Annotated in this window: 12 protein-coding genes; 5 read left to right on the forward strand and 7 right to left on the reverse strand. The window is 69.1% G+C overall.

Annotated features, from left to right (window positions below):
• Window positions 1-284 precede the first annotated feature (284 nt).
• The 3 genes from R5W23_RS21625 to R5W23_RS21635 all read right to left on the reverse strand — a co-directional run bounded on the left by R5W23_RS21625 (window position 285) and on the right by R5W23_RS21635 (window position 5,939).
• Window positions 285-3,134 (reverse strand): ABC transporter permease, encoded by a 2,850-nt coding sequence (locus R5W23_RS21625; protein WP_320688074.1) that lies wholly within the window; start codon window positions 3,132-3,134, stop codon window positions 285-287.
• A gap of 792 nt (window positions 3,135-3,926) precedes the next feature.
• Window positions 3,927-4,853, reverse strand: a complete 927-nt coding sequence (locus tag R5W23_RS21630; RefSeq protein ID WP_320688075.1) for an ABC transporter ATP-binding protein — start codon at window positions 4,851-4,853, stop codon at window positions 3,927-3,929.
• Between the two features lie 75 nt (window positions 4,854-4,928).
• Window positions 4,929-5,939, reverse strand: coding sequence for a phosphoglycerate dehydrogenase (locus R5W23_RS21635; protein WP_320688076.1), 1,011 nt, complete (start codon window positions 5,937-5,939; stop codon window positions 4,929-4,931).
• A gap of 434 nt (window positions 5,940-6,373) precedes the next feature.
• Between R5W23_RS21635 and rsfS the strand changes: the two genes are divergently transcribed.
• The 5 genes from rsfS to R5W23_RS21660 all read left to right on the forward strand — a co-directional run bounded on the left by rsfS (window position 6,374) and on the right by R5W23_RS21660 (window position 12,170).
• The gene (gene rsfS, locus R5W23_RS21640) at window positions 6,374-6,793 is read left to right on the forward strand and encodes a ribosome silencing factor (protein ID WP_261184935.1); all 420 of its coding nucleotides are present in this window, start codon (window positions 6,374-6,376) and stop codon (window positions 6,791-6,793) included.
• A gap of 179 nt (window positions 6,794-6,972) precedes the next feature.
• Complete coding sequence (gene argS, locus R5W23_RS21645; RefSeq protein ID WP_320688077.1) at window positions 6,973-8,793, forward strand: arginine--tRNA ligase; 1,821 nt, start codon at window positions 6,973-6,975, stop codon at window positions 8,791-8,793.
• Between the two features lie 118 nt (window positions 8,794-8,911).
• Window positions 8,912-10,033, forward strand: coding sequence for a GTPase ObgE (gene obgE, locus R5W23_RS21650; protein WP_261184933.1), 1,122 nt, complete (start codon window positions 8,912-8,914; stop codon window positions 10,031-10,033).
• Window positions 10,030-10,791 carry a type III pantothenate kinase gene (locus tag R5W23_RS21655; RefSeq protein WP_320688078.1) on the forward strand — a complete coding sequence of 254 codons (762 nt, stop codon included), beginning with the start codon at window positions 10,030-10,032 and terminating at the stop codon, window positions 10,789-10,791. The genes obgE and R5W23_RS21655 overlap by 4 nt, the downstream gene beginning before the upstream one ends.
• Window positions 10,788-12,170, forward strand: a complete 1,383-nt coding sequence (locus R5W23_RS21660) for a GTPase (protein WP_320688079.1) — start codon at window positions 10,788-10,790, stop codon at window positions 12,168-12,170. The genes R5W23_RS21655 and R5W23_RS21660 overlap by 4 nt, the downstream gene beginning before the upstream one ends.
• Here R5W23_RS21660 and R5W23_RS21665 read toward each other — a convergent pair.
• The 4 genes from R5W23_RS21665 to R5W23_RS21680 form a co-directional block, all read right to left on the reverse strand.
• Window positions 12,131-13,468 carry a reverse transcriptase family protein gene (locus R5W23_RS21665; protein WP_320688080.1) on the reverse strand — a complete coding sequence of 446 codons (1,338 nt, stop codon included), beginning with the start codon at window positions 13,466-13,468 and terminating at the stop codon, window positions 12,131-12,133. The genes R5W23_RS21660 and R5W23_RS21665 overlap by 40 nt on opposite strands.
• Before the next feature lie 195 nt (window positions 13,469-13,663).
• Window positions 13,664-15,529, reverse strand: coding sequence for an SWIM zinc finger family protein (locus R5W23_RS21670; protein WP_320688081.1), 1,866 nt, complete (start codon window positions 15,527-15,529; stop codon window positions 13,664-13,666).
• 4 nt (window positions 15,530-15,533) lie between these two features.
• Window positions 15,534-15,902, reverse strand: a complete 369-nt coding sequence (locus R5W23_RS21675) for an endonuclease domain-containing protein (RefSeq protein ID WP_320688082.1) — start codon at window positions 15,900-15,902, stop codon at window positions 15,534-15,536.
• 292 nt (window positions 15,903-16,194) lie between these two features.
• Complete coding sequence (locus R5W23_RS21680; RefSeq protein WP_320688083.1) at window positions 16,195-23,118, reverse strand: HEAT repeat domain-containing protein; 6,924 nt, start codon at window positions 23,116-23,118, stop codon at window positions 16,195-16,197.
• Window positions 23,119-23,127 lie beyond the last annotated feature (9 nt).

Here is a 23,127-nt window from a genome sequence, read left to right on the forward strand (position 1 = left end):
GTCGGCTGCCAAGTACCCCGACGACCGATGCTGCTCGCGGCGAATTCATTTTGCTGCCCCTCAACCGGCCGATGGCAGCGGGTATAAAACAGAGTTGCTGACGGCTGCTCGGTCACGCACCGCCGTTCCGGTTCCTCCTCACGGCCGCGCCGGACGCCCTTCGGACCGGCGCTGAAAAGGCGAGCGAGCTCACGCGGCGTCGAACCGCCGTCGACCCGCTCGCGCTCCCGGAGGTGCTTCCCAGGTTCGTCGGTCCGATCCGCCCGTTCTTCGAGTGATGCGCCTCACCGTGGATCGAGAGTGAACATCGGCACCAGGAAGACCATATCTTCGGACCGCGGTCCCCCGGGGATCACGGTCCCGCCCTGATCGGTGCCGTCGGCGCCGACGCTCCACAACAAAACCTGCCCGGATCGGATCTCGAGCGGCGGGTCGCCCGAGCCGCGGCCCGGCCCGGGACCGGAACCCGGTCCCGGGCTGCGCGGCGGGCCGCGCAAGGTTTCGCCCGCCGATATCCGGTACCCGAACGGTCGCCCGTCCGCATACGGGTCCTCGGGCAAGCTTGGCAGGAACGGGGTCGGCCCGGTCGTCAGGTCCGCCAGCGTCGCGGGGGCGCCTCCCTTCTCGTCCATGTGCGCGCGAATCGCCAGCTTCAGGATCATCGCGCGGCGCGTCGTTCGCAGGACCTGATCCGTTTCGGTCTGGTCCCCGCCCGACCGGTTCCGCACCAACAGCAGTTGCGCCCCGGGGCGGCCGATCAGCAGCGCCGGGCTCGCGCCGAACAGGCCGTTCGGCTGGGGCTCGAACCCGAGGCTGAGCAGCCGCCGGGTGCGCTCGCGCTCCCACGGGACGGCCCACGCGAACCCCACCAAGTCGGCTTCCGCCGATACCAGATCCGGGTTGCCGCCGGGCGGGGTGAGCCCGGGTATCAGCCACTGCCCGGGCGCCCGCATCTGCTCGCGCAGCACGAACCGGTCGGCAAGCAGGTGCGGGCGCATGTCCAGCGGTGGCGACGTGTCACCGGACGCTACGGTCTGGATCGCGGACCGCAGCGCCGGGGCCGGTCCCCGGGCGCCGTTCGCCGCTCCCGGTCGGGCGGACCGGCCGGGGTGACGTTCCAGCCACCGCTCGGCCGCCGTAAGGGCGATGCGCTCGATGTCTTGGCCGGCGGCCAGCGGCAGTACGCCGCCCCCGTTTTGCATGTTCCGGGCCAGTGCGACCACCGTGGCGAACCGCTTCCAGAACGCCTCCGGTGTGCCGCCGGCCTGCTCCTGGAGCCCCCACGCCAGCAGCGCCACGGCCATCCGCCGCGCGCCGTCCAGCATCCCGGCGGTCGTGGCCGTGGTGCTCACCAGCCGGGGCGACTCGAACTGCCCGACCGGCTTGGTCGCCGCTTCCTCTGCGATCGCGTGCCAGGTGCGCTCGTCGGCCGGCAGGTTGGGCTCCGCGAACACCCGGTCCAGCCAGGCCGCAAACTCGGGGTCGCCCCCGACCCAGCCCGACCGCACCGCCGTTTCCAGTCGCTCGGCGGGGCGGGGGCGCAGGCGCGCGAGCGCCTGCCCATCCGGTCCGGTATCGGCGTACTGAACCGCCCGCGAGTACCGCTCTACCGCGGACCGGAACTCGCGGCCCGCCACGTTCTCGTCGTAGGTCGGCAGGGCGGCCACGTAGGCCAGATCGTCGTCACTGTCGGGGCTGTCGGGCACCTCCAGCACCCGCGCGCCGATCCCAACGGTCAGCGCCGCCAGCGCCGCCCCCGTCCCGGCCCCGAGCCGCGCCAGCGGCCCGCGCCCCAGGAGCCGGTCCGTGGTCCACGGGCGAACGACGAGCCGGCCCGTCACGATCAGCGCCAGCGCGGGGAGCCACACTTGCCAGTGCCGCACCCCGCCGGCCAAAAGTGACGGCCCCCAGAGTGCCGCCAGGCACCCGCCGACCACCATCGCGACCCCGCACGCGACCACGAGCTTGCGGAACACCAAGCCGCACACGTGCCCGGCCGCGAACCCGTACACCGCCGGCACCGCTAGGTACTTCCACGACTGCGGCCCCAGTTCGTCGAACAGCCGGTCGCGCAGCGCCACCGCGACGAGCCCGCGGCCGTAACCGAACCGCATCTGGCCCTCGGACACGGCCCGCACCACCGACGGCGCCAGCAGGAGCGCCAGGAGCCACGCGACGAGGGCGAGGTGCAGCCCCACCTTCACCGCCCACGCCCGCCCGATCGGGAGCCGCCCCTCGGCCCAGAACCCGCCCGTCCGGTGGACCTGTTCGTCGCCGAACGCGGTCACCCCCGCGAGCGCCCCGGCGGCCAGCGCCAGCCCCGGCCACACGAACAGCGGTTGCGCCTCCGGAACCAACAGCACGCACCCGAACGCGAGCGCGAACGCGGACAGCACCGCGGCGAGCAACCGCATCTGCCGCCAGCCGAGCCACAGCAGCGCGCGGAACCCGGGCGCCGGGCGCGCACTGTCGGCCCGCCGTGCCCGGTCCGGGGCCGTGAACCAGCGGGCCGAGAGGGCCAACGGGGTCGCGATCATGAGCGCCTCGAACACCAGCCACCCGGCCGGGCGCGGCACCCCGCCACCCGGCGGCGCGAACGCGAGGCTGATCGGCAGCAGGTAGACAAACGTCGCCAGTACCGCCGACGGCACCGCGAACCCGACCGAGCCCAGCGTGGTGCGCGCGAGCGTCGAGCCGAAGGTGCCCCACACGAACGCGAGCAGCCCGTACACCACGAGCCGCGCGGCGAACGCCGGCGGCGCCAGCCCGAGGGCCGCCGCGATCCCGAGCAGCAGAACCGTCTGGACGAGCGCGATTACCACCCCGGCGATCACCTTGGCACGCCACAGCCGCCCCCGAGAGCCCGGGAGCACTTCCAGGAAGGTGATGGTCCCGGCCTCGCGCTCGGCGGCGAACAGCGCCCCCCCGCACACCATTCCCGCGGTGACCACGAGCATGAGGGTGGCGACGCGCCCCAGCCCCAGCATCCCGACCACGTCCATCGGTCCGGCGCTCGCTTTGGGCGGATCGCCGAGCACCGCCGCCGCCGCCAGCAACCCGCCGCCGAGCACCACCAGCGTGGCCCCGATGAGCCACTGCTCGCGGAACTCCTTCCACATCACAGCTCGGATCATCGGAACTCCTCGCTTTCGGCCGGGAGCGTCGGGGTACGGGCGAAAGAAGCCGACCAAAGCGGAAACAGACTTCTCTTCTTGCGGGGCTGCGGTCGTCCGGACAGTCGGCACATTGGGTACTTTCCCACCCTAATTCCCCCGCGCGGAGCTTCCAGAAGTCCGCGCGCAAGAGGCGAGTGCCAAACGGACCACCTCGGCGCCGATCCCTGCCACCGCGCCCGACACCTCTGAAACGGACCCGCATGGCGTAAGGCTAATTTTCGTAACGCCTTGCGACGCATGCTGCGGACGCGGGCTGGGCAAATCCGAGGAACGCGGCCGGCGATTGGAGTCGGTGATTCGCAGGTCCCAACCACCCAGCGAGCGGGTAGCGAATCGGCAGTCAAACGGCAGCGAATGTCCAGTCCGCGCCCCATCGGCTCCGGCGGCGCTCTCTCGACCCTCTTCAGCCCCTTGCGGCACCGCGCGCGTGAGCAGCCACTAATAACAGATGGCAGCGGTCCGTGTTCCGGTCTTGAGTGTGGACCGCTCGCTCCGCGAGCGGGTTCCGGTGGCGGACCAACAAAACCGATCGCTTCAACAGCGGCCTCGCGACCGCTCGCGGAGCGAGCGGCCCACACTCAAGACCGGAACCGCTGCTGCGCGAACTTGAAACTACTGGAATCCGATAGATCGGTATCTTCGCTGTCTTCTGTAGCCGGCCTCTGTGAGGCCGGTGGTAGACGGGTAGCGTCGCACCGGCCTCACAGAGGCCGGCTACAGAAGAAGGTTACTCGTCAACCGGATTCGGTATCACTCTCCCACCTTCCGAACCATCGGCACCGCGCCGCCGTCCGGGGCCTTCGCCATGAAGGCGGCGTAAAGCTCTTCCAGCCCCACCGGCTGGTCCTCGAAGTCGGTCACGTCGGGCCGGTTCCGCAGCACCGCCACGGCATCGGGATCGGGGTCGCGCACCAGCACCTGCCAGAACCGCCCGGTGGCCGAGCGCTCGAGGAGCGTCCCGAGGCCGGTCGGGTCCGGCGGCGAACCGGTGAACCGCAGGCTCAGCCGGCGCACCTGCTTGCGCACCTGTTCGAGCGTGGTGGACATAATCATCTGGCCGTCGCGGAGCAGCCCGACGTGCGTGCAGGCCCGCTCCAGTTCCGCGATCGAGTGGCTGGTGACGAACACCGTGCGGCCCGCCGCCGCCAGCTCGCCCAGGCTCGCCAGGAACTCGCGGCGCGTCAGTAGGTCGAGGCCGGACGTGGGCTCGTCGAGCAGCAGCACCTCGGGCTCCGGGGCCAGCGCCAGCGCCAGCCCGACCCGCGCGTACCCGCCCTTCGAGAGGTCCTTCAGGCGCTTGGACGTGTCCAGGCCCAGGCGCTCCGCGGCGGTCTGGAACCGCCCCAGGAACCCCTGCCGGTGGAACGAGGCGGTGAACCAGCCGATGTCCGCGACCGTCATCCAGTCGTAGAACCGCGGGCGCTCCGGCATGTACCCCACCCGGTGCCGCAGGTCCGTCGCCTTCGACCAGCAGTCGAGCCCCAGGATGGTGGCCGTCCCGGCGTCCGGCGGCACCTGCCCGGTGAGGATCTTCATCGTGGTGGTTTTGCCGGCCCCGTTGTCGCCCAGGAAGGCGTACACGGACCCGCGCGGCACCCGCAGGTTCAGCCCCTGAAGCGCGGGTTTGCCCCGGTACCGCACCACGAGGCGGTCGATCTGAATCACGTCTTCGGACATTGGCAGCGCTGTCCCGGTCGTGCGGAAGGGTCCGGTCCCGTGGCGCGGCGCCCGCGCCGTCCAACGGCCACGCCACTACAACCGGGCGAAGAACTTCTCTTTGACCTGTGTGTTGACAACCCACTCTTCGGGCCACTCCCCGGCGAGCAGCTTCACGATCGCCTGGGCGGGCACGCGGGCCATGTCCTGGCGCGACTGCTGGTCCACGCCCGCCGTGTGGGCGGTCAGGATCACGCTGTCGAGGCCGAACAGCGGGTTCGTCTTCGGCGGCTCGACCTCGTACACGTCGAGCCCCGCCCCGGCGATCGTTTTCGCCACCAGCGCGTCGTACAGGTCCTTCTCGTGAACGATGCCCCCGCGGGCGGTGTTCAGCAGGAACGCGGACGGCTTCATCAGCGCGAGCGTGTCCTTGTTGATGATGTTCTTCGTGAGCGGCGTTTTGGGCACGTGCAGCGTGACGATGTCCGACTCCCGCAGCAGTTGCTCCAGCGGGACGAACGTGACGTTGTGCGCCGCCGCGAAGGCGTGGTCGGGGGCGATCTCGGTGGCAATCACCTTCAGGTCGAACGGGACCGCCCGCCGGGCCACCGCCTTCCCGATGCGCCCCAGGCCGATGACACCAAGTGTCTTGCCGCGCAAATTGCCGACTGCGCGGCGCGGCCACAGCCCGGCGCGGATCTCGGTGTCCTGCTCGCGGAGCTTCCGCGCCAGCGCGAGCATCAGCAGGAAGACGTGTTCGGCCACCGCCTCCTGGTTCGTGCCCGGCGCGTAGCACACCGCGACCCCGTGGTCCGTCGCGGCCTGCAAATCAACGGCGTCGTACCCCACGCCCGCCCGCGCGATCACCTTGAGGCCCGCCTCGGCGGCCTTCGCGATGACCTCGCGGGTGTAGGGCTCGCTCCCGGCGAGCGACGCGACGCACCCCGGCAGTTGCGCCAGCAACTCCGGCACGCTCATTTGCTGTTCGGTGAATACGTGGTCACGAGGGGGATACTCAATAGCATAGCCCGCTCCGCGTAGAATGGGGCCATAGGTGAACTCGATCTCGCGGAGCGGGGCCGGGGCGACCAGAACGCGGCGACTCATGATGGGGCTGACCCGGGAGAAGTCTCAGAAGGTTTGCGATCAGAATACGGAATCGTGTCCGGTCGTGAATCATCTAAGATGACGAACCCGCTCCTAGGAACCGGTGTCAGGACCGCCAAGCGGGCCGCGGGCGGATTCGAAGGCCGCGTGAGCGACCGGGTTCCGGGCGTTCGGGTTAGGGAACGAAAATACGGGCTGGGGCGCGCCTGACGCGCCGCATTCGGGGAATCGAGGCCATCTTGCTTGACCCATGACTTAAACCGGCTGAATATTACACACAAGAGGTGCGGGAGTTCCGCACCCGGTATCAGCCGGCATGGCACGAACCCGAAACATCCCCGGAGGAAGGGCCACGACAACGGTGCAACCCACACTCGTTGGCACGCGGAGAACCGATCCTTCGGAGGCCGTCACCATGCCCTGAAGGAGGCCACTTGAACACCGCCACGTTGAGCACGTTGAGCCCGGTGGACACGGTGCCCACCCCGACCGCGAAGCCCCTGAGCAGCGCCCTGCACCGGGCCTGCGTGGCCGCGCGAACCGCGGCCGACAACAAGGGGCGCGACATCGTCGTTCTGGACATGCGGTCCAGTACCCCCCTGTTCGATTACTTCGTCATCAGCACCGGCACCAGCCGCCGCCAGATCCACGCGGTGGCCGAGGAGACCGACGCCGCGCTGCGGGCCGAGGGCGACATCCGGCTCGGGATCGAGGGGTACGAGGCCAGCAAGTGGATCGTGCAAGACTACGGCGACGTGATGGTTCACGTGTTCGACACCGACACGCGCGACTACTACAAGCTCGAAGAGCTGTGGGCCGACGCCGTGAAGGTGGACTGGGAGCGCGAAGAGTAACGTGACCGCCCGCAGGAACTTCCTGTGAGCGTCCCTATAACGAACCTGTCGGCCGCGTCGCGCCTCGTTACCGGGGCGTCGGCGTTCGGCCGACAGTCGCTTTTCCGAACGCGAAACGCGAGGTTCGGAGCGCGAAACGAAAACCACCGACCGTCTCGCGTTCGGCACCACGCACCCTCATGAACCTGCTCACCCAACTTCGTTCGCTGTTCGAGCCGGCCCTCACGGGACTTGCGCCGGACCGCGCGAAGGTGCCGGACCTGCTCGGCGCGATCAAGCCCGCCGCCAACGCCGACAACGGCGACTACCAGGCGAACTGCGCGATGGCGCTGGGCAAGCAGCTCGGCCAGAAGCCGCCGGAGGTCGCCAAGGCCCTCGTCGCCGCGCTGCCCCCGAACGATTTATTGGAACAGCCCACGGTCGCGGGGCCGGGGTTCATCAACCTGCGCCTGAAGCCCGAGTTCCTCGCCAAGGCGCTGCAAGAGATCGCGACCGACCCGAAGCTCGGCGTCTCGCCGGCCGCGAAGTCGAAAACGTTTGTGATCGACCTGAGCGGCCCGAACGTGGCGAAGCCGCTGCACGTCGGCCACCTGCGCAGCACGATCATCGGCGACGCGCTGGTGCGCATCCTGCGGTTCCTGGGCCACACCGTCATCGGGGACAACCACCTCGGCGACTGGGGCACGCAGTTCGGCATCCTGCTGTACGGGTACAAGAACCACCGCGACGACGCGGCGTTCGCCGCCGACCCGGTGCGCGAGCTTGCACGCCTGTACGTCACGATCAAGAAGCAGTTCAAGAAGGACGACGACGAGGAAGACGGGCCGACCGACGACCCGCTGAAGAAAGCGTGCCAAGAGGAGACGGCGAAGCTCCACGCGGGCGACCCGGAAAACGTCGCGCTGTGGAAGACGTTCATGCCGGCGTGCCTGGAGATGCTGCGCCCGATCTACGAGCGCCTTGATGTGAAGATCGATTACGCGCTCGGCGAGAGCTTCTACAACCCGATGCTGCCGGGCGTGGTCGAAGAAATGCTCGCAAAGGGGATCGCGTTCGAGAGCAAGGGCGCAATCGTGATCCCGAACGCGAAGGGTGTGGTGCCGCGCACCGAAGAGGAGCAGCAGAAGGAAGAGCCGCCCGCGATCGTCCGTAAGCGCGACGGGGCCTTTACATACACCACCACTGACCTCGCGACCATCAAGTATCGCGCCGAGACGTGGAAGCCCGACGCGATGCTGTACGTCGTCGGTTCGCCGCAGGCGCTGCACTTCAAAACGGTGTACGCGCAGGCCAAGCGCTGGGGGTACGCGAGCACCGAGTTCGAGCACATTCAGTTCGGCTCGATGCTGAACAAGGAGCGCAAGAAATACTCGACCAGCGGCGGCGGCGCGCCGGAACTGGAAGAGTTGCTCAACGACGCGGTGAGCCACGGGCGGAAGCGCTACGAGGAGAGCGTCACGGACCGCCGCGAACACGGGCACGAGGTTCCGGACCTCGGCGCCGACGAGGTCGCGCGCATCGCGGAGACGATCGGCGTCGGTGCGGTGAAGTACGCCGACCTGTGTCAGAGCCGCACCACGGACTACGTGTTCGACCTCGACAAGATGACGGCGACAACCGGCAACACCGCGACGTACATGCAGTACGCCTACGCCCGCACACGCGGCATTCTGCGCGAGGGCGGTGTTGACGAGGTTCTGTTCGGCTCGTCCCCGCCGGCGATTTTGCTCGGGGAACCGCAAGAGCGTGCCCTTGCGATGCAACTGCTCCGCTTTCCAGAGGCCGTTGAGGCGGCGGCAGCCGATTATGCGCCGCACCTGATCACGGCCTACTTGTGGGATACGGCGAAAGCGTTCAGCATCTTCTACGACAAGTGTCACGTGCTGAAGGCGGAAACGCCGGAACTGAAGGCGAGTCGCCTGCTGCTGGTCGATCTGGTGAGCCGGGTCATCAAGCAGGCGCTCGATCTGCTCGGCATCCGCGTTGTTGAGCGGATGTAAACCGGCTCCAAAGTCGTTAAAGTCGAAGGCCGCACCGTCTATAATGGCTTCGGCTGACTTTACGACCTTTGACTGTGTGACGTTACGACTCTCGACATACGACTTTGGACCGACAGCTATGTTCGTCGATCGCGTGGAACTGTTCGTGAAGGGCGGGGACGGGGGCCGCGGGGCCGCGTCGTTCCGGCGTGAGAAGTACGTCCCGATGGGCGGCCCGGACGGCGGCGACGGGGGCGACGGCGGCTCGGTGATCGTCCGCGCCGACCCGAACGCCGACAACCTCGCCGGCCTCACGATGAAGAAGCACTGGAAGGCCAAGAACGGCGAAGCCGGTCTGGGCTCCAAGTGCGCCGGGAAGAACGCCGAGGACATCGTCCTCCTCGTTCCGCCCGGCACCCTCATCCGCGACCGCGAGCGCGGCAACACGATCAAGGACCTCGTGGAGCCCGGTGACGAAGTCGTCGTCGCGAAGGGCGGCCGGGGCGGGCGCGGGAACGTCCACTTCAAGACGTCCACCAACCGCGCGCCCCGGCAGTTCGAGCCGGGCGAGGAGGGCGAAGAGCGCTGGGTGTCGTTCGAGCTGAAGGTGATCGCCGACGCCGGGCTGGTCGGGTTCCCGAACGCGGGCAAATCGACGTTCCTGTCGCGCGTCACGCGGGCCACGCCGGAAATCGCGTCGTACCCGTTCACCACGAAGTCGCCCAACCTCGGGATCGTCACCGTGGGTGACGCGGGGTTCGTGATCGCCGACCTGCCGGGCTTGATCGAAGGTGCGGCCCAGGGCGTCGGGCTGGGGCATGAGTTCCTGCGCCACGTCGAACGGAACCGGGTGCTGATCCACTTGGTGGAACCGTTCCCTGCGGACGGCTCGGACCCGATTCAGAACTACCACGCGATCCGCAAGGAGCTGCGCGAGTACAAGGTGCCGCTTGACGGCCGTCCGGAAGTGGTGTGTGTGAGCAAGGCCGAGCTCACCGGCGCCGACGAGGTGCGCGACAAGCTCGCTGCCGACCTGGGGCGCGAGGTGATGTTGATCTCGGCGGTCACGGGCCAGGGCTTGCAACTGGTCATCGGCCGCGTGAGCCAGATGATTGCGGACCTCAAGCGTGCCGAGGCCGAAGAGGCCGCGCGGAAGAAGCCGCTGGAGTTCCCGACCGAAGCCGCGATCCGCACCACCGACTTCCAGACCACCGCGGTCATCAACATCACCCCGCCCGCGGACGAAGGGGCCACGCCGTGACGCCGGATGTGGTCGTCGACATCGGCAACACGCGACTGAAGTGGGGCCGGTGTCTCGGCGGGGCGGTTACGGAACTGGCCTCTCTTGCCGGTGATCGGCCCGACGAGTGGGACGCACAACTCGCGAAATGGGAATTGGGCGCGCCGCTCAACTGGGCCGTGGCGAGCGTTCAGCCCGAATGGCAGCAGCAGTTCACGCGCTGGGCCGAGTCGCGCGGTGACCGCGTGGCCGCCATCGCGCACGCCCACGTCCCGGTCCCCACCGATGTGACCGAACGCGAGCGGGTGGGCATCGACCGCCTTCTCAACGCTCTCGCCGCTTTGGTGCGCGTTCCCGCCGGGTGGCCGCTGATCGTGATCGGCGTCGGCACCGCGGTCACTGTCGATTACGTCGATCCGGCGGGGGTGTTTCGCGGCGGCGCGATCCTGCCGGGGCCGTGGATGATGGCCCACGCGCTCCACGAGTTCACCGCGAAGCTCCCGTTGGTTGAACCGCAGCCGTTCGACCCCGACCGCCCGATCGGGCGCAACACCCGCGAGGCGATCGAACTCGGCATCCAGTCCGCGGTCTTCGGCGCCGCCGACACGCTCGTCTGGAACATGTCGCAGTTGAGCGACCTCAAACCGGTCCTCTTCGTCACCGGCGGCGGGGCGGACCTGTTGCGCGGCGTCGGGTTCACCGCGGACCTTGAAGGCGCGATTTACGATCCGCTCCTGACGCTCGACGGCGTGCGCCTCGCGGCGGAGTCGGTGACGTGAGCGACACCTGCGTGACGGTCCTGACCCCCCCCGGCACCGGTCCCATCGCCACCGTCGAGGTGCGCGGCCCGCGCGCGTGGGAACTGGCGCGAGCGCTCTTCAAGCCCGCCGGGAAACCGTTACCGGACGCGCCCGACGTTGACCGTTTCTGGTTCGGCACGCTGGGCGCCGATGAGGTGGTGCTCGCGGTGACGGCACCGGACGCGGTGGAGGTTCACTGCCACGGCGGGCGCCGGGTCGTGCGCTGGGTGGTGGAACAGTTCCTGGCGAGCGGAGGGCGTGAGCCCTCCGAGTGCGCATCAACCCCATCGGCGTTGGCGCAACCTCTCTCACCGACCGAGCGAAGCTCCTCGCTCGGGGGGCGTGAGCCCTCCGAGTGCGCATCAACTCTATCGGCGTTGGCGCAACCTCTTTCACCGATCGAGCGACCAGCAGAAGGCGAACTGAATTCTCCACTCGGGGGGCTCACGCCCCTCGCTCGCCTCTCGCCCAGCGAACTGAATCTCCCACTCGGGGGGCTCACGCCCCCCGCTCGCCTGCTGGAACTCGCCCCGACGCTGCGCACGGCGAACGTTATCCTTGACCAACTTAACGGCGCGTTCGCCACTGAGGTGCGCCGTATCCTCGCGCTGATCGAAACCGATCCGAGCGCCGCCACGCACGCGGCTCATCGCCTCGCGGAACTTGGCCACACCCTCGGCCACCACCTCGTTGAGCCGTGGAAGGTGGTCGTTGCTGGGGCGCCGAACGTGGGGAAAAGCTCACTCGTGAACGCGCTCGCGGGGTATCAGCGTGCGGTTGTATCCGATGTCGCGGGGACGACGCGCGACGCCGTGAGCGTGCGCACCGCGTTCGACGGCTGGCCGTTCGAGCTGATCGACACCGCCGGCCTGCGTGACGCCGAAGGGCTGGAGCGGGCAGGGGTCGAACGAACGCACGATGCACTTCAAACCGCGGACCTGACGTTATGGGTGGTGGATGCGACCGACCCGAGTGTGAACGTGTCGCAACTGTATTACGATTTGCCAAATCACCACGAGCCGCTCGTCGTCGCCAACAAGTGCGACCGGCTGACATACAATCGCCCGGTCGCCGTTCCGTCCTTCGACACCGCGCTGGAGGCGATCTCGGTTTCGGCGAAGACCGGCGCGGGTTTGCCCGAGTTGATCCGCGCCCTTGTCGCGCACATACCGGACGTGCCACCGGGTACCGCTGTGCCGTATACCCCGGAGCACGCAGGGTGGGTGGGTGCAGCGGCGCTCGCACTGAGAGGCGGGCGCGACTGGCAACGCGCGGACGCGGTACGCTTCCTGCGGATCGCGTTGGAGGAGTTGGTGCCTCACACCGCCGGCCCGTCCGCCTTCCCCTCGAACCCCTGAATGTCCGCGAGCATCTTGCGGCCGAGTTCCGGGTTCGTCATGTGGACGAACGCCGCGTACCCGGTCAGCCGGGCCAGCGATTCGCCCTCCTGAAGCGGCTTGCCGGTCTTGAGTTTGTGAATCGCCGAGCGGAGCTGGCGCCGCAGCTTGCGGGTCGTGCGCGGCGGGCCGTCGCCGTTCACCACGAGCCCCGTCACGCTTTGCCGCCCGCCCGTTCGGTGAATCCGCGTCTTCTCGGACTTGACCTCGAACCCCTCGGCCTCCACGATACGCCGCGCGCACCCGAGCATCGAGCCGAGTTTCGGCGGCCCCTTGTGCTCCATCGGGAGGCTGAAGGTCAGGTCGTCGGCGTAGCGGGTATAGCGCCAGCCGTACCGCTTCGCCAGCCCCGCGAGCCGGCGGTCCAGGCGCAGGCACAGCGCGTTGGTGATCGCCGGGCTCGTGGGGGCGCCTTGCGGCAGGCACCGCGGCCCGAGCGAGACGTAATAGGTCTTCCCCTCAATGGTCACGATCTCGCGCGGCGCTTCGGTGCAGATCTGGGCCAGCAGCGTGCTGATCCCGTTGCGGTAGCCGGCGCGGCGGAACACGCCCTTCACCCGCTTCACGGTGACGGTCGGGAAGAACTCCTTGATGTCCATCTTCAGCAGGATCTTGGGGCTCTCGTGAACCTGCGCGTTGCTGAGGATCGACCGCCCGACCAGGAAACCCTGCGCGGAGCCGTGAACCGGCAACCGTTCGACGATGTGGTGCAAGATCCAGCGCTGCGCGGCCTTCAGGCGCTTCTTCGGCGCCCAGATGGGCCGCTCGGTGCCGTCGCGCTTGGGGATGGTGAACCGGACGTAGTGCAGGGACGTGGCGGCGTCGCGGTGGTACGCCATGCCCTTGAGCTGCGCGACGGTGACGCCGAGCGCCTCCGCAAGCTGTTCGGGCTTGTCGAGCGCGGGGAGTTCGTTCTCGGCCGCCCGCTCCTCGCTGTTGGGCGTGTCCCACTTATCGTCCTTCGGCTCGTCGGTCCAGAACACACCCTCGCCGAGGTGAACGATGTGGTTCGCCTTGTACGCGCCCCACGTCTCCCGCCGGAGCTTGCGGCGCTCCTCCGCCTCCTGCTTGAGCGCCTTCTTGTACGCGTCCTTCTCCCGGTCGGACATCGCGTCGGCGTCGCGCCGGGTGACGAGGAACCCGCGCTCGCGGAGCTGCCCGTCGATGTACGCCTTCATCCCCCCGGCCTGGACGATGAGGCGCCAGAGGGTCTGTGTGTCGGGCGCCGCGGGCGCGGGCACTGGTGTCGGTGTGCTCATGATGACCCAAAAGGCAGTGATTCACCGCAGAGGGCACAAGAAGGCGCAAGAAAGAGTGTTCCACCGCAGAGGGCGCGAGAGGGCGCGGAGAGAAAATTCGAGAGAGAACGATCGTTCTTTTGCCTTTTATCTCAGTTCTTTCTCTCTGCGCCCTCTCGCGCCCTCTGCGGTGAAACACTCCCGGTTGTGTTCGGCTCATTCCGCGATCGCGTCCAGGTAGCCTTTCGCGTCGAGGTCCGCGAGCTTCGCGAAGTACGCCCGCCGGGCGTCCTCTTCCGTGTTGAACCGCATCGTCTGGAGCCGCATGGTCTGGCCGCTCGGCCCCCAGCGGTACTTGATCTTGTCGCGCTCCAGGGAGACCTGGACCACGTTCTCGACCGCCCCGTCGCGCTTGGCGAACGCTCGGGTTTCGAACTTCACCGCGTCGTCGGCCTTCGCCTTCTTCGCTTCCTTCTCGGCGAACGCGAGCCGCAGCGCGATGAGGTGAACGCACGGCCCGCCCTTGATGCCCTGTTTGCGGAACGTCGCGCAGGTGCAGGTCACCTTGCGCACCTGCCCCTCGTCCGCGAGCACCATTTGCGGCCGGTAGTCGCGCTTGTCCTCGGCCACCGTGACGGTGCCCGTCAGCTCCAGCCCGATGCCCGCGATGCGGTTCTCGCCGGTGATGCGCACCGCCCGGCCGCGGGCGAGCAGGTCGTGGGCCACCTTCTCGCGCGGGTTGCGGAACTGGAGCCGTTCCAGGTCGAGGGGCTTGGCGGTGAGCGGCCGGTGCCGGTACACGCCGCCGGCGATGTCGTACATCAGCTCGCCGTTCTGACACCCCACCTGCACCGCCTCGACCAGCGCCGCGCCTTTCAGCCCTGTCGCCTGCGTCAGCTCCTTCGGCGCGGCCTTCCAGTGCGTCGCGAGGTGCGCGACGACCTTCTTCGTCGGTTCGCCGTCCTGGGTTTTGCGCGGCAATAGAAGGTCGAAGCCGAGCGCGCTCGACCAGTTCGCGGAGGTGAACCCGGTCATGCCGAGGGTGAGCGTGATCTCGCCGCACCGGAACACCCAGAAGCTCGGCAGCCCGCTCCCGAGCAGGTACACGTCCACGCTCTGGACGAACGGGAGCAGCCGCTTGATCGTCATGAGCCGGCGCCGGCCCCACACCCGAACGAGGCGCGCCGCCTTGCCGCGGAACACGTCGCCGGTGGTGGTGAACACCGTCTCCCAGGGCTCGGCCACGATGCGCGGCTGCTGGGCGGGGATCAGCTCGAACCGCAGCCCGCGCTTCTTGCCCTTGCGGTCGCCGTTCATCCGCAGGTGGCGCAGGACGTTGTACAGGTCCATCGGCGCGAGCTGCACGTGATCGAACGGCAGCGTTGCGGCCGACTGCACCTGGAGGAACCCGCGGAGCCACGAGTCCGGCACCTGGATCTTCTTCTCCAGCGTCGCGCCGCGGGTTTCGGGCGCGGGCGCCGCGCCGTCGGGGCCGATCGCGAACTTGGTTTCGCGGTACCCGCGGATCTGCTGCACGCTGGCGTACAGGGCGTCGCTGAAGTCGATGTTGGTGGTGCCGTGGGCGGCCGGGCCGGAGGCCTCGAACGCTTCCGGTTTGAACGCGAGGCACGCGTAGGTGCTCTCGTCCTTGCCGAACACCTCGAACGTGATCTGGTCCGGGTGGACGCTCACGACGGGGTCGAGGATGGTCAGGGCCGTCGGGTCGTTCCGCAGCATCCAGGCGAAGTAAGCCTGCTGCGCGTGCCACACGCCGAGCGGCGCGGCGTCGCGCTTCAGGCGCAAGTACGCGATGTACTGCGTGCGGTCCTTCGGCGCGTACCGGTAGTCGCTGCCGATGACCCCGTACAGCGCGGAGAGCGCCTCGCGGAACCGCAGCGGGTGCTTGAGCGCGCCCTCGAACCGCACCGGCGGTCGGTCGAGGTTGCCGAACAGTTCGACCAGCGCGCCGCTGCCGCTCGTGCTCACGCGGCTCGCGCCGGCGTAGGTGAGCTGCGCGCCGCTGGAGGGCGGGGGCGGTGGGGCGTCGCTCGGGGCGTCGTCGACAGTCGGTTCGGTGGCCATCACATCACCCAACAGGAAAAATCGTTTCCGGGCCTTCGAGGAGCAGCAGGCCGATCCGTTCGGCGGCCCCTTCCCACTCTCGGAAGGCGTCGATGTTCCAAAGGCGAAACACACGGTAACCGCGTTCGTTAAGCCACTGCGTGCGCCGCGCGTCTTCTGCGACTCGCTCTGCGTGCTGTCCGCCGTCCAGTTCGAGCACCAACTTGCGCTCCAGGCAAACGAAGTCCACGATGAAAGGCCCGAGCGGATGCTGGCGCCGGAACTTGAAACCACCAAGTTGGCGGTAGCGGATGCGGTACCAGACGAATCGCTCGGCGTCGGTCATGTTCATTCGCAGTTGTCGAGCGCGATCACGGTTCGGATGCTTCGCCATCGCTCCCCTTTACGCACGCGAATGGTCCCACGCGGCTTCCTGTGAACGCCTCCCCCCACCCGCCCCGGTCGCAGAGCCGACCGGGGCGACCTCCCCTCAAGGGGGGAGGTCAGAACGTTCGCCGAACCGCAAAGCGAACTCGCGCCGAACGCTGTCCTGTCCGTTTTCGATGCGCCGCGCGTTGTCTTGACCTCCCCCCTTGAGGGGAGGTCGCCCCGGTCGGCTCTGCGACCGGGGCGGGTGGGGGGGAATCGCTCGCGACTGCAATCCACGTTGCCGTTCGTTCCTTTCGCTACTCCCCGCCTTCATCGTTCACTTCAGTCTTGCCGGGCTTCGCCCTCTTCGGCGCCTTCGGCAGCGTGGCGAGCGTGTTGACCGCGCCACGCGCCCGCGCCCGCTTCGACCGCCGCAGCGCCCGCCACGCGGCCTTTCGTAATTCCTTCTCGTCGTCCTTGGCGGTGCCGATCTCGACCAGCACCTGTTCCGCGGGCTCGGTGGCCATTACCCCGAGCCCTTCCACCGCCCCGAAGCGGGCGGCCTCGGGCGCCTTGCGGTCCTTCGCGACCGCCGCGAGCGTGGCCACGTCCTTCTCGGCGACGAACAGCGGCAGCGCGACGGGCTGGAGGTGGGCGCTGGCAGCGGCGCTCACTACATTCGCCCCGTGAACCGCCTTGGCGACGACCAACCGGTTGAAGGCGGGGCGGTCGGAGAGCATCTGCGCGGCGAGCTTCGCCGCACGGCCGGCGTCGAACCGGGCCAGCATCTCCGCGGCGAGCACGCGCACATCCGCGTCAGGCCCGACCGCCAGCGCGTCGAGCGTGTCGAGCACCGCCGGGGACACCGTGCCGAGCGCGAGGCACCGCACCGCTTCGAGCCGGATGCCGCGGGCGAGCGGGTCGTCGGCCCGTGACCGCGCGACGTTCGCGATCGCCTCCGCGGGCACCCCCACGCGTCCCGCTGTGAATAGCAGGCTCTCCACTACTTCGCCGGCGTTGGAAAGCGACCCGCTCTTCGGCTGGTTGCCGGAGCGGCCGTAATCATCGTCATCGTCGTCGCTCGACGACACCGCTGCACCGGGGTTCGCGCGGCGCTCCTGCCACACCTGCCACCACTTCGCGAGCGCGGCGCCGATCGCGTCCTTGGCGCCCGCGTCGGGGTTCGGGGCGCGGCCGAGCAGTCGCGTCGCGAGCCGGACGGTTCCCTCGTCGGCGTGGGTCAGCGCGTCGATCGCTTCGCGCACCGGCAGGTCCGGCCGGGTGAGTAGCGCCGATTCCAGTTGCTCCTGAATCTGTGGCCCGCAGTTCGGGAACACCGCCATGATGCGGAGCGGGTCGCCCTTTTTGAGCACCGGCTCGAGCGCGCCGCCGTCCTCGCCGGTGTTGATGAAGTTCCCGGCATTCGGATTCTGGAGCAGGTTGTAGTTCGGCTCCAGCGACTCCCGGCCCCACAGCCGGCGCGCCGCCTTGTACGCCTCCGGGGTCAGTTGGTAGTCCTCGACCGTGCGGAGCGTCTTCAGCAGCAGGTCGCGGGTCGCCGGGTCGTCGTTGTAACCCAACTGTTCGGCCGCGGTGGACTTCAGGCGCGAGAGCCACCACCCGTACCCCTTGGCGTTCACTTTCGCGCGAATGATGTCCCAGCCGCTCGGCGTGTCGAAGTAGCGGAGCCCGACGAGCGCGCGTTGCGCGAGGTCGTTCTGGGCCTTCGCGTGCTTTTCGAGGAGCCGGAACACCGCGTCCGCCTGCGGCGACTTCTTCAGGTGCCCGACGGCCTCGGTCGCGGCCTGCTGGAGCGGGTTCCCGTCCTCGGTGGCGAGGGCGAGCAGCTTGTCGACGCTGCGCGGGTCGCCGAGTTCGCCCAGCGCCTGAACGGCCCGGTTGCGGTGGCCGTGGTCTTCGAGGTACTCGATCCCCGAGAGGAGCACCTGCATCCCCTCGCCGCGCCCGCCCCGGGCGAGCCCCTCGGCGGCCAGGAACTGTGTGACCGGGTTCTTGTGCTTCAGCGCCTTGAGCAGCGGTTCCGGCGCCGCGCCGCGCTTGCGGAACCGCCACCCGTAGGCCTCAACCGCGGCGTCGCGCAGGTCCGCATTGGGGCTCGCGCACAGCGTCGGGAAGACCGCGTCCACGTCCTTGCCCAGCGACCACCGGGCCGGCTCCAGTAGTGTGTTCGTGATGGTGTCGGCGTCGCCGTCGTTGAGCGTCCATTCGAGGAGCCGGGCCAGGATCGCGTCGTGGCGCGGGTGCTGATCCTTCATCCACGCCGAGCGGTCCTGCGGGTTCTGGTCGTCCGAATCACCGATCCACTGGTCGTGCCCGCTGACGGTGAGGATCGCGGAGCGAAGGGCGTCGCGCCGGTCCTTCCGCCTGTCGAGCATCAGGAACAGCCGGTCCGCGGTGGCCGGCACGCGGAAGCCCGCCGCGGCGCCGATGAGGGCGTCCGCGTCCGCGGTGCCACCCGGGTCGTTCTCGATGCGGTCCAGGAACGCGCCGGCGGCGCGCTTGTCGCCGAGCGTGACCAGCGCGTTGATGATGGCGCGCTGGCGGGCGGCGTCGCTCGCGTCCCTCAAGAACCGCGCGAGGGCGTCGTAAGCCGAAGCGTCCTTTTTGCCGGCCAACTCGAACGCGGCCTTCTCGCGCACCTTGCGGTAGCGCGACTCGAGCGCCGCGCGGAGGAACGTCTTCGCGTCCTCCGAATCCTCGTACTGCGCGGAGAGCCATTCGACCGCTTGCAGCCGCATCGGCTCGTACACCGCGTCGAGCGCCTTCTTCGCGGTGGCGACCTTCCCTTGCCGGTCGCGCAACAGCTTCGCGGCCTCGATCGCGAGATCGTCGGACCGGGCCAGCATCACCCGCTCAAGAACGGCTTCGCCCTTCTTCGCGCTGGTGCCGTCGGTGAGGAGCTCCAGCCCCTTGACGCCCAGATCCGTGTAGCCCGCTTCGAGCGCCTCGGCGCCGAGCTGCGCCTTGTCCATCCCGAGGGCCTGGAGGTGCTCGAACGCCTGGGTGCGAACGGGCTGGTTGGGGTCGCCCATCGCCTGGGCCAGGACCGGCTGCGCGGCCCGGCCGTACGCGGCGTCTTTCGAGGCGATGGCGAAGATGCGGGCCAGCGCCGTCTGGCGGACCTTCCCGACCGGCTGACCGCCGCCGCTCGCGCCCTGCTCGCGCACGAGGCCCACGTACCCGCCGAACGCCAGCTCGCGGAGCTGCTCCGCCGTCAGCTTTGACGGCACCGGCACGCCGGCCTTTGTTGCGGCCTCGCGCGCGGCCTTGATCTCCGGTGCGAATCGGGCGGCGTGGACGGCCCACGCGGCGTTCCACTCGGCCTGCTCCTTGTTGTCGAACAGCCCGAGCAAGAGGGCCGTTTTCGCCTTCAACTGCGGTTCCGCGAACGCCAGCAGGTTCGCCAGATCGTCCACCACCTCCGGGGCCACCTTCCAGGGGGTGTCCTCGCCGCGGTCGTTCACCTCTGCGATCACGAACGCGCGGAACGCGACCGGGTCGGCGAACACCTCCAGCGCCCGGGCGCCGGTGAGCCGGAACCGGGCGCCCCGTGCCGAAAGGCACTCGACGCACTTTTCGGGCTGCCCGTCGGTGTCCCGGAGTTCGAGCAGGAGCGTGGCGAGCAGCGCGCGGTCGCGGAGCTTCTCGTCCGGGCTGTCGAGGAACACGGTCCCCTGCACCCCGGCCGCCGCGCCCAGCGCGACGGTCGCGGTGAACTGCTCCGCGGGCGAGACCACGCCGCTCCCTTCGGGTGAGCGGATGAGCGGGACGACGGTCGCGTCGCCCAGGTACGCCAGACCGAGCGCCGCCCGGTACTTCACTTGCGGGTCGGTGTGGGACATCGCCGCGCGGAGCGGCCCCGCCGTTCCCGCCCGCGAGCACCACGCGAGCGCCGCCGCCGCGGCCTTCCGGATCGGCGGGTGCGGGCTGTCGAGCAGCGCCACCGCGTCCGCCTGGGCCTCCGGGGCGCCGAACTCGGCCAGCCCGTCGAGTGCCAGGACCACCGCGATGAGCCAGTCGGGGCCGCGCTCTTTGTGCTCCGGTTCGGCGGCGGTGGCGAGCGCCCGCAGCACGGGTAGCGCCGCCGGGTCGCCGTGCTTCGCGAGGGCCGCCGCGGCGCGCACCCGCACGTCGGCCCGGTCGTTCTGCATCGCCAGCTTGAGCAGCGCCTTGGCGTCGTCGTCCACGAGCGCGGTCACGGCCGACAGGCGGACGCCCTGGTCAGGGTCGCTGACCGCCTGCAACAGCACCTGCTGCGCCGCCTTCGAGTGCTTCTTGATGAGCCCCTCGACGGCGAGCTTGCGCGCGTCGGGGAAGCGCGACTTGAGCGCCGTTTCGAGGACCGCAATGTCCTTGTTCTTCTTGGTCGCGAACTCGAACGCCTCCTTGCGGAGCGCCGGGTCGGCGTCGTTGAAGAACTCGTGCAGCAGCGGCGCGGCCCACTCTTCCTTGTCCTGCGCTGTCACCTCGGTGAGCGCTTCGCGCCGCACGTCGGGGTGGATCGACTGCAACGAGAACCGGAGCGTGTCCGCGCCGCCGCCGCCGATCTTGAGGTTCAGCGCCGCCTTGAACGCCTCGCCCCGCACGCCGCGGGCGCTGTCGTTGAGCGCCCGCACCAGCAGGTCCCAGCCCGGCTCGCCGGCCGCCTGCGGCTTCTTCTTCTTGACCGTCTGGATCAGCGTTTCCAGCCCGCGGCGGCGCACGTCCTCGTCGGCGGCCGTCAGCCCCGACTCCGCAACGGAGAGCGGCGCCTGGTCGAAGATCTTCGCCAGCGCGGTGTACGCGGCGTCGCGCACCGACGCCTCGCGGTCGAACAGCAGCGAGCGGAGGCGGTTGACGGCGCGCGCGTCGTCGAGGGCGGCGAGCGCGCGGCACACCTCCACCCGCGCGTTGATGTCCTCTTCGCGGCTCAGTTGAAGGAGCAGCCCGAACGCCCGCGGGTCGCCCAGCACCGCCAGCCCCCGCGCCCCGCGCAGGCACGTGTCGAGCGCGCGGCTCGCGGTGGCCTGGAGCAGCGTGTCGTAATCGGCGGGTGTGAGCGTCTCTTTCGCGCCCGGTGGCACGGCAGGCGCCGTCTTGTCGCTCTTGTCGCCCTTTTCCTTCTCGGGCTTTTCGATCTCGTTGAGCTGGCGGTGCAACTCGGGGTCGCCGGCGCGCAACACCGCGGCGAGATCGGGCTTCGACAGCACCGACAGCAGGAACGCCGTTTTGCGGACGCTGCCGTCGTCGTCCTCGAGCCGGCGGCGGACGGCGGACTGGACGGCACCCTCTTGGAGCAACCCGCGATCGAACGTCCGCCGCAGCGCGAACTCACGCAGGTCGCCGAACTTCGCCCCGAGCGCGGTGAGATCCGCGGTGGGGGCCGTCGCGTCGTATACGGTTTCGAGTGCGGCCAGAGCGGCCTTCCGCACGTCCCAGGCGGACGCGTCGAGCGTCTCGACGAGGCGCGTCAGGGCCTGGTCGTCGGCCTTCGCGAGCGGCTCCAGCGCCTTGACGGCTTCAACGCCGACATCGACTTGCCCCGTCTTCAGCGCTAGGTCGATCGGGCCGAGGTCTTGCGGCGCGCGCTTGTGCAGGCTCTTGAACGCTTCGAGCCGGATGGCCTTATCGTTGTGTCCGACCGCGCGCTCCAGGATCTTCACCACACGCGGGCTGTCGCTCTCGCCGAGCAGTTTGGCGATCTGCTCGCGGACCTTGTGGTCCGGGTCGCGGTTGAGTTGCTCGCCGAGCGCGTCGATGCTGGCCGAGTCCTTCCACTCCGCCAGCACCTTCACGGCCTTCTCGCGGCGCTTGGCGTCGTACCGGTCGGCCAGTTCGTTCCGCACCCAGTCCGCCGCGCCCGTCACCTTCGCGGTGAGGGCGTCGTCCTCCGGGAACTTGCCGTCCTTATCGAGCTTGATGAGCCGGATGCTGTTGTCGTCGCACGCGACCGCCACGTGCGGCTGGTTGTACACCGTTACCGCCGCGAGCGCCACGACCCGCCCGACGACGTCCTTCAGCGTGCTCGGCTTGACCGCGCCGGGGCGCGGCCAGTTCTTGAGGGTCGCGTCGCGGCTGCCGGTCACGAACCGGTCGCCCGGAACGGACACGAGCCCGGTCAGCACGTCCTCGTGCGTGTTCGCGCGGCCCTTGTCTTCCGGTTCCAGGCTGCCGCGGGCGAAGGTGGTGAGGAGCTTGTTGTCCGCTCCCGCGGAGAAGAACCGCAGCTCCTCGGGCTCGAACTGAACCACCGTGACCGCGCCGTCGTGGAGCTTCGCGCTTTCGGAGGGCGCGAACTCGTCGCCGCCCTCGCCGTCGAACACTGCGACGACGCCCTTCGTCGTCCCGGCCACTAGCCAGAGCCCCGTCTTATCGACGCTGAGGCACGTCCCGGCGTCGGGCAGTTCGAGCGTCTGCTTCGCGGCCCCGTCCTTGTCGGAGATGATGTCGATCTGCTTGCCGTTCAGCACCGCGATGCGCTTTTTGCCCACGGGGACGATCGCGACGATGTCGTTGGCGAACGGCCCGGCGAGCGGTTTGGGTGCCTTTTTGCCGCCCTCGTACAGCTTGCGATCGGTCCCGCCCACGTAGACGGTGTTCCCGTCAACCGCGAGCGCGGTGCCGCCGCACGGTAGCGGATCGGTCTTCAGCGTGAGTCGATCGGGATCGAGCCAGTACAGCGCGGTGGGCACGCCCTCCGGGTGAACGGTGACGAAGGCAAGCGAATCGCCGACGCCGGCCACCGCCCGGATGTCACCGCGGTACATTTGCGACTTGCCGGGGCTGGACTCACCCTGTGCGACCGAGCCGCTCCCGGGCTCGTCGGGGCCGCTGGTGCCTGCGGTGTTGCTGTCGCTGCTTTCGTCCGCGTCTTCGTCTCTTTCTTCGCCTTCGTCGGTCTCGCCCTCATCGTCCTCGTCACCCAATTCTTCTTTGAGCGCGTCAACGGCTTTGCCCAGGCGCTCGATTTGCGCGATCAGGTCTTTCACCGCGACCGCGATCGGGATGCCCGTTGGCAACGGCGTAACGGGACCCGAGTAGTCGTCGTCCTCGACCGCCTCGAATTTGTCGTAAACGTCGGCGTAAATCGCATCGGGGAAGTAGTAGACGATGTCGTCGAGCCCGGACCGGGCCTCGTCCCACTGGTCCTCGATCGCGTCCCTGTGCGCGAACAGCGTGCGGAGCGTGCCGAGCAGGTGCCGGAAGCGGTCGCGGAGCGGGTTCCATTTCGCGGAGGCCATGTTGCTCGC

Source organism: Gemmata algarum (genome assembly GCF_034097035.1).
Lineage (GTDB): Bacteria > Planctomycetota > Planctomycetia > Gemmatales > Gemmataceae > Gemmata > Gemmata algarum.